We start from the raw sequence: 10,193 nt of genomic DNA, 5'->3' as shown, positions 1-10,193 counted from the left end.
GGCGACCACCGACGGCAGCGAGTCGGGGAGCTCGGTGAACTCGCGCTTCAGGGCGGCGGGCGGCTTTGGCGCGTTCGCCAGCTGGTCCGCCGTCGGCTGGACGTCGAGGCTGCGCACGGTGTACGTCGCCCCGCGGGTGGTCTGGCGGCGGTCGCCGACGACCGTCATGCCCAGCGGCTCGTACCGCCAGTCGCCCGAGATGTTCACACCGCTGGGCGGGTACGGCATCGGCAGCCAGTTCTGGGCGTACCAGTCCGCGGCCGAGACGGTCGTCTCGACCTCCGTGCGCCGCACGTCGGGGCCGAGGCCGAAGGGGGTGGGGAACTGGTCGGGCATGGCCTGGATGTTGCGCTTGGACGGCTGCCAGGTGGTGCCGTCGAAGTCGTCCAGGGACACGATCCGCAGGTACAGGTTCGAGAGGTCGCTCGTGTTGGTCTTCAGGGACAGGACTTCGCGGTCCTCGTCCACGTTCAGGCTGTCGCGCAGGGACACCAGCGGGTTCACCGCGGAGATCGTGCCGCCCCTGCCGCTGCCGGACCCGACACCGGTGCCCGCGGCGTCCAGCAGGCCGCCGTTCATCGCGGGCAGCCCGAGCGGTACCACCAGGGCGATGCCCAGGGCGACCACGCCGATGCGCCGCCCGGTACGGACCGGCGCCACCGCGTCGGTCGGCTCCCCGCCGGGTCTGCGCGGGGCCCCGCCGAAGACCCGGCCCCACTGCGAGAGCCGGTCGCGCCCCTCGGCCAGGAGCAGCATCAGATAGCCCACGGCGGCGACCAGGAACCACAGCCAGTCCGCACCGCCGTCGGACAGCCCCGCGGCCACCGAGTACAGCGCCAGCAGCGGCAGCCCGGCCGGGGCGGCGCTGCGGAAGGTCACCGCGAGGGTGTCCACCGCCAGGCCGATGATCAGGACGCCGCCGATGAGCATCAGCCGGATGCCGTCCGACAGGGGCGCCGGGATCGAGTACCGGCTGACGTCGTCCGCGCCCGTCTGCAACAGCTCGCCGAAGTGGCGGAAGGCCTCCGGGCCGGGGATCACTCCGATGATCGCCTGCTGGTTGGCGAAGGTCATGGTCAGCAGCATCAGGGCGACGAGAACCTGCGCCACCACCGTCAAAGGGCGGGCCAGCGGCACGCGCCGGGTCGCCATGCCCACACCCGTCTGGACCGCCAACAGGAAGATCGCCTGAATCAGCCAGGTGACCGGGGAGACCAGCGGCAGCAGGGCGCAGGACGCCATCAGTGTGGCCGCCGCGGCGCACAGCGCCATCCGCGTCCGTCCGCTCATGCCCGTCCCCCCTCGCCCCGCGCCCCACTCGCCGAGACCGCGTCCGTACGCGCTCGGTCCGCCTGACGCCACAGCTCGTCCAGTGAAGCGCCCCGCGGCACGCTCAGGGCCGTCCAGCCCGCCTCCCGCAGCATCCGCAGCCGCTCCTCGCTCCTGTCCAACGCGCCGGGCCCATCGGCCGGTTCCCGCACCCACGCCCCGCTGTCCAGCACGAAGGCCACCGCGCCACCGCTGCGCTGGCGCATCTTGGCGGCCACCGCCGCCTGCTCCTCGTCGAGGTCGCCGAAGAAGGCGACCAACAGCCCCTCGTTGCCGCCGCGCAGCACGTCGTACGCCCGCGACAGCCCCGTACCGTCCGAGTGGTCGATCACCGCGAGGGTGTCCATCATCAGCCCGGCCGCGTCCGCCGACTCCTGGCTCGCGCCCGCGAACCCGTCGGCGCCCTCGCCGGGCACCGAGCTGCCGGTGTCGGTCAACAGCCGGACGGAGAAGCCCCGTTCGAGCATGTGGACCAGCGTGGACGCGGTGCCCGAGACGGCCCACTCGAAGGCCGAGTCCGGGCCCGCGCCCCGGAAGGCAAGGCCCCGGGTGTCCAGCAGCACCGTGCAGCGGGAGCGCTGCGGCTGCTCCTCACGGCGCACCATCAGCTCGCCGTAGCGCGCGGTCGAGCGCCAGTGCACGCGGCGCAGGTCGTCGCCGTAGCGGTACCCGCGCGGGATCACGTCGTCCTCGCCGGCCAGGGCGAGCGACCGCTGCCGCCCGTCGCCGTACCCCTTGGCCTCCCCGCTGAAGCGCACCGGTGGCAGCGGCTCCACGCGCGGGATGACCGTCAGGGTGTCGTACGTCGAGAAGGAGCGGGTCAGCTCGCACATGCCGAACGGGTCGCTCAGGCGCAGCTGCAGCGGGCCCAGCGGATAGCGGCCGCGCAGGTCGGAGCGCACGCGGTAGGACACCTCGCGGCGGCCGCCCGCCTCCACCCGGTCCAGTACGAAGCGCGGGCGCGGCCCGAGGACGTACGGCACCCGGTCCTGGAGCATCAGCAGGCCCGTGGGCAGCCGGGAGACGTTGTCCATCCGCAGATGCACTCGGGCCTCGCTGCCGGCGGGCACGCGCGCGGGGGAGAGCCGGCGACTGCCCGCGACCCGGTAGCGCGTGCGGTACAGCACGGTCGCGCACACCAGCGGGAGCACCGCCAGCAGCAGACCGACACGCAGCAGGTCGCTCTGGCCGAGGACGTAGGCGCAGACGGCGGCCGCGATGCCGGCGGCCAGGAAGGAGCGGCCACGTGTGGTCAGACCGGCCAGCGCGGTGCGGATCCCGCTCTTCTCGCCGCGGTCCGCCTCCGCCTGCCCGGTCCCACCGGAGGTCATCCGAGCCTCCGCGGCGGCTGCTGGCCGTACGCCTGAGTGCCGCGGCCCAGGCCGCCGAAGCCGCTCTGCTGGTGCGGCGCGGCGGGCACCGGGGTGCGTTGCAGGATCTCCTGGACGACCTGCTCGGAGGAACGGCGGTTCAGCTGGGCCTGCGCGGTGGGCAGCAGGCGGTGGGCCAGGACGGCCACGGCGAGGGCCTGCACGTCGTCCGGCAGCGCGTACTCCCGGCCGCTCAGGGCCGCCGACGCCTTCGCCGCGCGCAGCAGATGCAGCGTCGCGCGCGGGGAGGCGCCGAGTCTGAGGTCCGGGTGGGTGCGCGTGGCGGCGACCAGCTCCACCGCGTACCGCCGCACCGGCTCGGCGACGTGGACGCCGCGGACCGCGTCGATCAGCTTCACGATGTCGTGCGCGTGCGCCACCGGCTGGAGGTCCTCCAGCGGGGAGGCCCCGCCGTGCACGTCCAGCATCTGGAGCTCGGCCTCCACGCTCGGGTAGCCGACGGAGACGCGGGCCATGAAGCGGTCGCGCTGGGCCTCGGGCAGCGGATAGGTGCCCTCCATCTCGACCGGGTTCTGCGTGGCCACCACCATGAAGGGGCTCGGCAGCTCGTAGGTCTGGCCGTCGATGGTGACCTGGCGCTCCTCCATGGACTCCAGCAGCGCGGACTGCGTCTTCGGCGAGGCGCGGTTGATCTCGTCGCCGATCACGATCTGGGCGAAGATCGCGCCGGGCTTGAACTCGAAGTCCTTGCGCTGCTGGTCCCAGATGGACACACCGGTGATGTCGGACGGCAGCAGGTCGGGCGTGAACTGGATACGCCTGACCGAACAGTCGATGGACCGTGCCAGCGCCTTGGCCAGCATCGTCTTGCCCACGCCGGGGACGTCTTCGATCAGAAGATGTCCCTCGGCGAGCAGCACGGTCAGCGAAAGCCGTACGACCTCGGGCTTGCCCTCGATCACACCCTCCACCGAACTGCGGACACGCTCCACAGTGGCGGTCAGATCAGTGAGGCTCGCTCGATCGTCATAGGTCGTCACCCGGCCCTCCTCGGCCCGTTCTTTCCGGGCCGACGCGATGCGGACCGGCCCACCCCTTGAACACGGACACCACGCGGGAAACGTTTCGCGTGCCGCCACACTCGCATTCTTGCTGCCGTTACCGATTCGTGTCACTCGACTGTGGACAACTGTCCGCGATATGTCAGGGCTTAGGGCCTTTTGTGCGGCCCGGAGGCTGGATTGACAGCGAAACGACAGCTGCGACAGCGGGTTACGCGGGGTCGACCTCGCGCAGCAGACCCGTCCTCACGTCGAAGACGAAGCCGCGCACGTCGTCGGTGTTCACCAGGAACGGCGAGGTGCGCACGCGCTGCATCGACTGCCGCACGTCCTGGTCGACGTCCCGGAAGGACTCCACCGCCCAGGCGGGCCGCTGGCCGACCTCCAGCTCCAGCTCGGTGCGGAAGTCCTCGGTGAGGGACTCCAGGCCGCAGCCGGTGTGGTGGATCAGGACGATGCTGCGGGTGCCGAGCTTGCGCTGGCTGATGGTGAGCGAGCGGATCACGTCGTCCGTGACGACGCCACCGGCGTTGCGGATGGTGTGACAGTCGCCGAGTTCCAGACCGAGCGCGGCATGCAGGTCGAGCCGGGCGTCCATACAGGCGACGATGGCGACCTGGAGTACGGGGCGGGCGTCCATGCCAGGGTCGCTGAACGCGGAGGCGTAGCGCTCGTTGGCCTCGACCAGACGGTCGGTGACCGTGCCGCGGTGGACTATCGCACTCTCGGGGCGGGCGGGTACCGATGCAGAAGTCGTCATACCCATGACGTTACTGGTCACGTCTGAAACGGTCCTGCTGTGAGAGGGGACAAAGAACGCCATTGCGTCTTGTGGTGAGCTAACCCACAGGGGTGGCGTGCGTGCGCCCATACGAGCGATTTCGCGCATGGTGCGGCTGAGGCGGAACCCGAAGTGGCGACGCGCAGGCCGGTTGATTGACCGCGAGACACCGTGGACTAAAGTGACGCGAAGCGGGAGGCGAGACTCCCTGCTGGACTGAATTCCCCGGAGATCCCGGCGACTTTCCGGAGATCTCCCCGCGTGCGCGGCGCGTACGTACGGCTCGGCCTCCTCCCGCTCCCGGTCGGCTGACGCTTCCGGCGCCGGCGGGCCTCCTCTTCACCGGGGGTCCTCCAGCTCGCTGGGGGAGGACGGGGACCCGGCGGTGCGTGCGAGCCCGTCGGATCTGAGAGGGCCCCTTGAGCCAGAGTCGACATGTCCCGGTGATGCTCCAGCGGTGCCTGGACCTGTTGGCCCCCGCCCTGGAGCGGCCCGGAGCGGTGGTCGTCGACTGCACGCTCGGGCTCGGCGGCCACAGCGAGGCGCTCCTCCAGCGGTTCCCCGAGGCCCGGCTCGTCGCCCTCGACCGGGACAAGGAGGCCCTGCGCCTGTCCGGCGAGCGGCTCGCGCCCCACGGCGAGCGCGCGACCCTCGTGCACGCCGTCTACGACGAGCTCCCCGAGGTCCTGGACAGGCTCGGCATCGCGCGCGTGCAGGGCGTGCTGTTCGACCTCGGTGTCTCCTCGATGCAGCTGGACGAGGCCGACCGCGGCTTCGCCTACGCTCAGGACGCCCCCCTCGACATGCGCATGGACCAGACGACCGGCGTCAGTGCCGCCGAGGTCCTCAACACCTACCCGCCCGGCGAACTGGTCCGGATCCTGCGGGCGTACGGCGAGGAGAAGCAGGCCAAGCGGATCGTGGCCGCCGTCGTGCGCGAGCGCGACAAGGAGCCGTTCAGCAACAGCGCCCGGCTCGTGGAGCTCATCCGGGACGCGCTGCCGCAGGCCGCCAAGCGCACCGGCGGCAACCCGGCCAAGCGCACCTTCCAGGCGCTGCGCATCGAGGTCAACGGCGAGCTCTCGGTCCTGGAGCGGGCGATCCCGGCCGCGGTGCAGGCTCTCGCCGTCGGCGGACGCATCGCCGTCCTGTCGTACCACTCGCTGGAGGACCGGCTGGTCAAGCAGGTGTTCGCGGCCGGCGCCGCCAACACCGCCCCGCCAGGGCTGCCCGTCGTCCCCGAGCAGTACCAGCCGCGACTCAAGCTGCTGACGCGCGGTGCCGAACTTCCCACCGAGGAAGAGGTCGCCGAGAACCGGCGCGCCGCACCGGCGCGTCTGCGGGGCGCCGAGCGCATCAGGGAGTCCATCGAATGACGGGCGGGAGGCCGGGGCGGGTGTCCGGGTCCAGGATTCAAACCCATGAGTTGGAGAACCGGACTCGGGGGAGGGCGAGTGAGTAGGAAACCCGAACTGAGGGGGCGGGCCGCCCGGCTCGCGCGGCTCTTCCCCGCGGGGGCCAGACAGGCCGCCCGCGCCCCCTTCGTCCTCCTCGTCGTCCTCCTGCTCGGTGGCGGCCTGATCGGGCTCCTCGTACTGAACTCCGCCCTCAGCGAAGGCGCCTTCAGACTCGACGACATCCAGAAGGAGACGAAGGCCCTCACCGACGAGGAACAGTCCCTCCAGCGGGACATCGACGCCTACTCCGCCCCCGACGCCCTACAACGCCGCGCACTCGAACTGGGCATGGTGCCCGGCGGCGACCCCGCCTTCCTCAACCCCGACGGCACGGTCAAGGGCGTTCCCAGCCCCGCGGCCGGTGGGCAGGGCGCCGCGTACAACCCCCTCGTGCTCGCCCCCGAGGCCCTCGGCGGCGAGCCCGGGACGCCCCCGGCGCCCACCACGCCCTCTCCCGAGGCCACCCTCACCACGCCGGCCCCGGCCAGCTACGCCGTACCCCAGTACGCGCCCTCCGCCCAGCCCTCCACGTACCCGACCCCCGGCAGGTGACGGAAGTGTCCGACAGGGAACCGCCCCGGCGGCGCGTGCCCGGCCCCGCGAAGCCCGCTCGCTCCGCCGGCGCCCAGCGCCGCCCGGGCCCCGGCGCCCGCCCGGCCCGCCGCCCGGCACGGCCCCGCCCCATGCCCTCCGGCAAGATCCGGCTCGGCAGCCCCCGCCCCCGGCTGCGCATGGTCGGTCTGGCCCTGACTCTGGTCCTGGCCGCCTTCGTCGTACGGCTGCTCCAGGTGCAGGGGGTCGACGCCGGCACCTACGCCGCCAAGGCCGAGAAGAACCGGTATGTGGGCTACACGCTGGCCGCCGAGCGCGGCGGCATCACCGACCGCAACGGTGTCGCCCTGGCGGCCAGTGTGGACGCGTACGACATCACGGCCGACCCCACGCTGTTCTCCCGTGAGCAGCTGAAGATCGACGACGGCCCCGAGCAGGCGGCCGCCCTCCTCGCGCCGATCCTCGGCCAGGAGCCGGAGAAGATCGTCAGGAAGCTCCGGCCGGCGAACACGAACCTGCGCTACACCCTGCTGGCGAACCGCCAGACCCCGCAGGTCTGGAAGCAGATCAAGGATCTGAAGAGCGCTCTGGCCACCAAGGCCGAGAACGACAAGAGCACGGTCAACGTCCTCGCCGGCGTCCTCTCGGTCGCCAGCAGCAAGCGCGTCTACCCGAACGGCGACCTCGCCGCCGGGATACTGGGCTGGGTCAACGCCGACGGCAAGGGCGGCGGCGGGATCGAGCAGCAGCTGAACAAGCAGTTGTCCGGCACGGACGGCGAGATCCGCTACGCCCAGTCCGGCGGCCGCCAGGTCCCCACCGTGGGCTCCACCGAGACGCCCGCGGTGCCCGGCAGCGACGTCGAGCTCACCATCGACCGCGACATCCAATGGGCCGCGCAGAACGCGATCACCAAGCAGGTGCGGGAGTCCAAGGCGGACCGCGGCTATGTGATCGTCCAGGACACCCGCACCGGCGAGATCCTCGCCATGGCCAACTCCCCCGGCTTCGACCCGAACGACCTCTCCGAGGCCAGCAGCGCGAACATGGGCAACGCGGCCCTCCAGGACGCCTTCGAGCCCGGTTCCACCGCCAAGATCATGTCGATGGCCGCCGTACTGCAAGAGGGTGTGGCCACACCCGGCACGCATGTCATCGTGCCCAACCGGCTGCACCGCGGTGACCGGCTCTTCAAGGACGACATCGACCACGACACCTGGTTCCTGACGCTCAACGGCGTGCTCGCCAAGTCCAGCAACATCGGCACCATCCTCGCCACCGGCCAGCTCGGCAAGACCCAGCGGGCGGCCAACAAGGTCCTCTACGACTACCTGCGCAAGTTCGGCCTCGGCAGCTACACCGGGCTCGGCTTCCCCGGCGAGACCCCGGGCATCCTGGCGGCGCCGGACAAGTGGTCGACGTCGCAGCAGTACACGATTCCTTTCGGCCAGGGTCTGTCCCTCAACGCGATGCAGGCGGCCTCGATCTACTCCACGATCGCCAACGGCGGCGTACGCGTCGAACCCACCCTCGTGCGCGGCACCGAGGGGCCCGACGGGAAGTTCACCGAGGCGCCGAAGCCCGAGAAGAGCCGGGTCATCAGCGCCAAGACGGCGAAGACCCTCGCCCAGATGCTGGAGTCGGTCGTGGACGACAGGGAGGGCACCGGCACCAAGGCGCGCATCCCCGGCTACCGGGTCGCGGGCAAGACGGGTACGGCGAACCGAGTGGATCCGGCCACCGGCAAGTACCGCGGCTACACGTCGTCGTTCGCCGGGTTCGCGCCCGCGGACAAGCCCCGTGTCACGGTCTACTGCGCCATCCAGAACGCCACCCAGGGCAACTACTTCGGCGGCCAGATCTGCGGCCCCATCTACAAGCAGGTGATGGAGTTCGCCCTGAAGACCCTCCAGGTCCCGCCGACCGGGGCCAAGGCCGCCAAGCTCCCGGTCGCCTTCAACTGACCACTGACGACCGACCACCCTGATCAGCACCGAGCAGCCAGGAAACACCTCGTGACAACGATCACTCCCGACTCCGGGAACCCAGGCGCCCCCCGCCCCTCACTTCGCTCCCGGGCGGGTGCGCCCGGTACGCTCACCGCCGTGCCACACGCTGATCAGTCCCAAACCACCCAGAAGGGGCATCCCGTGACGTACCCCGGGCCGCCCAGGCCGGTGCAGCTCTCCGCCACACCCCTCGCGGAACTCGCCGATCAGCTGGGTGCCACCGCGCCGGACCGCGCGGACGCCGCCGTGGAGGTCACGGGCATCACCCATGACTCGCGCGCCGTCCGCCCCGGCGATCTGTACGCCGCCCTCCCGGGCGCCCGCCTGCACGGCGCCGACTTCGTCACGCAGGCCGCGGGCCTCGGCGCGGTCGCCGTGCTGACCGACCCGACCGGCGCCGAGCGCGCGGCCGCGACCGGCCTGCCGGTCCTGGTCGTCGACGAGCCGCGCGGGCAGATGGGTGAACTGGCGGCCACGATCTACGGCCATCCCGGCCGCGATCTCCTCCAGATCGGCATCACCGGCACCTCCGGCAAGACCACGACGGCGTATCTCGTCGAGGGCGCCCTCAAGGCCGCCCGCACCACCGGACTCATCGGCACGGTCGAGATGCGCATCGGCGACGAGCGCATCAAGTCCGAGCGCACCACGCCCGAGGCCACCGACCTCCAGGCCCTGTTCGCCGTCATGCGCGAACGCGGTGTCGAGGCGGTCGCCATGGAGGTCTCCAGCCACGCGCTGGTCCTCGGCCGGGTCGACGCCTGCGTCTTCGACATCGCCGTCTTCACCAACCTCAGCCCGGAGCACATGGAGTTCCACTCCGACATGGAGGACTACTTCCAGGCCAAGGCGCAGCTGTTCACCCCGAAACGCAGCAGGCTCGGCGTCGTCAACCTCGACGACGAGTACGGCCGCCGGCTGGCCAAGGAAGCCACCGTCCCGGTCGTCACCTTCTCCGCCGAGGGTCACCCCGACGCCGACTGGCGCGCCGAGGACGTGACGATCGGGCCCATGGACTCGACGTTCACCGTGATCGGCCCGGGGGGCGAGCGGATCGCCGCCAGGTCGCCGATCGCGGGCCCCTTCAACGTGGCGAACACCCTCGCCGCCATCACCGCCCTGGCGGCCGCCGGGCTCGACGTCCAGGCCGCCGCCGACGGCATCGCCGCGGTACCGGGCGTGCCGGGCCGGCTGGAACGCGTGGACGCCGGGCAGCCGTATCTCGCGGTCGTGGACTACGCCCACAAGACCGACGCCGTCGAATCGGTGCTCAAGGCGCTCCGCAAGGTCACCGAGGGCAGCCTGCACGTCGTGCTCGGCTGCGGCGGGGACCGTGACGTGACCAAGCGCGAGCCGATGGGCGCCGCCGCCGCCCGGCTCTCCGACACCGCCGTACTGACCTCCGACAACCCCCGTTCCGAAGACCCCCTCGCGATCCTCGCGACCATGCTCCAGGGCGCGGCGTCCGTACCGGCACACGAGCGTGGCGAGGTCCAGGTCTTCGAGGACCGGGCCGCCGCCATCGCCGCGGCCGTCGCCCGCGCCCGGCCCGGCGACACCGTGCTGGTCGCCGGCAAGGGCCATGAGCAGGGCCAGGACATCGCCGGAGTGGTCCGTCCCTTCGACGACCGCCAGGTGCTGCGCGAAGCTATCCAGAAGACCCAGGGATGAAC

General features: G+C 71.7%; 8 protein-coding genes. 4 read left to right on the top strand and 4 right to left on the bottom strand.

What is annotated here, in order from left to right; translation table 11 throughout:
• The 4 genes from ACFU95_RS09885 to ACFU95_RS09870 all read right to left on the bottom strand — a co-directional run.
• The coding region (locus ACFU95_RS09885; protein ID WP_383824329.1) for a DUF3488 domain-containing protein at positions 1 to 1,290 on the bottom strand (1,290 nt) is incomplete at its 3' end.
• Entirely contained in the window at positions 1,287 to 2,660 is a 1,374-nt protein-coding gene (locus ACFU95_RS09880) for a DUF58 domain-containing protein (protein WP_383824326.1), read from the bottom strand. The genes ACFU95_RS09880 and ACFU95_RS09885, both read right to left, overlap by 4 nt.
• On the bottom strand, positions 2,657 to 3,700 hold the full coding sequence (locus ACFU95_RS09875; protein WP_383824323.1) for an AAA family ATPase: 1,044 nt from the start codon (positions 3,698 to 3,700) through the stop codon (positions 2,657 to 2,659). The genes ACFU95_RS09880 and ACFU95_RS09875 overlap by 4 nt, the downstream gene beginning before the upstream one ends.
• A gap of 232 nt (positions 3,701 to 3,932) precedes the next feature.
• On the bottom strand, positions 3,933 to 4,544 hold the full coding sequence (locus tag ACFU95_RS09870) for a beta-class carbonic anhydrase (RefSeq protein ID WP_383824320.1): 612 nt from the start codon (positions 4,542 to 4,544) through the stop codon (positions 3,933 to 3,935).
• 377 nt (positions 4,545 to 4,921) lie between these two features.
• Between ACFU95_RS09870 and rsmH the strand changes: the two genes are divergently transcribed.
• The 4 genes from rsmH to ACFU95_RS09850 all read left to right on the top strand — a co-directional run bounded on the left by rsmH (position 4,922) and on the right by ACFU95_RS09850 (position 10,191).
• On the top strand, positions 4,922 to 5,878 hold the full coding sequence (rsmH, locus tag ACFU95_RS09865; RefSeq protein ID WP_383824317.1) for a 16S rRNA (cytosine(1402)-N(4))-methyltransferase RsmH: 957 nt from the start codon (positions 4,922 to 4,924) through the stop codon (positions 5,876 to 5,878).
• Positions 5,879 to 5,956: 78 nt separating this feature from the next.
• Positions 5,957 to 6,511, top strand: coding sequence for a septum formation initiator family protein (locus ACFU95_RS09860; RefSeq protein WP_383824315.1), 555 nt, complete (start codon positions 5,957 to 5,959; stop codon positions 6,509 to 6,511).
• Positions 6,512 to 6,516: 5 nt separating this feature from the next.
• Positions 6,517 to 8,475 carry a peptidoglycan D,D-transpeptidase FtsI family protein gene (locus ACFU95_RS09855; RefSeq protein ID WP_383824312.1) on the top strand — a complete coding sequence of 653 codons (1,959 nt, stop codon included), beginning with the start codon at positions 6,517 to 6,519 and terminating at the stop codon, positions 8,473 to 8,475.
• Positions 8,476 to 8,661: 186 nt separating this feature from the next.
• Positions 8,662 to 10,191 (top strand): UDP-N-acetylmuramoyl-L-alanyl-D-glutamate--2,6-diaminopimelate ligase, encoded by a 1,530-nt coding sequence (locus ACFU95_RS09850; protein WP_383824309.1) that lies wholly within the window; start codon positions 8,662 to 8,664, stop codon positions 10,189 to 10,191.
• The last annotated feature ends 2 nt before the right edge of the window (positions 10,192 to 10,193 follow it).

Origin of the sequence: Streptomyces sp. NPDC057623, from assembly GCF_042800355.1 — a bacterium.
Lineage (GTDB): Bacteria > Actinomycetota > Actinomycetes > Streptomycetales > Streptomycetaceae > Streptomyces.
The sequence above is the reverse complement of the archived record's forward strand: the minus strand, read 5'-3'. Positions and strand labels throughout refer to the sequence as shown.

Bases quoted from the DNA above. Each gene is read 5' to 3' on its own strand.
- ACFU95_RS09880 (WP_383824326.1), bottom strand. From the start codon at position 2,660: ATGACCTCCGGTGGGACCGGGCAGGCGGAGGCGGACCGCGGCGAGAAG.
- ACFU95_RS09870 (WP_383824320.1), bottom strand. From the start codon at position 4,544: ATGGCGTTCTTTGTCCCCTCTCACAGCAGGACCGTTTCAGACGTGACC.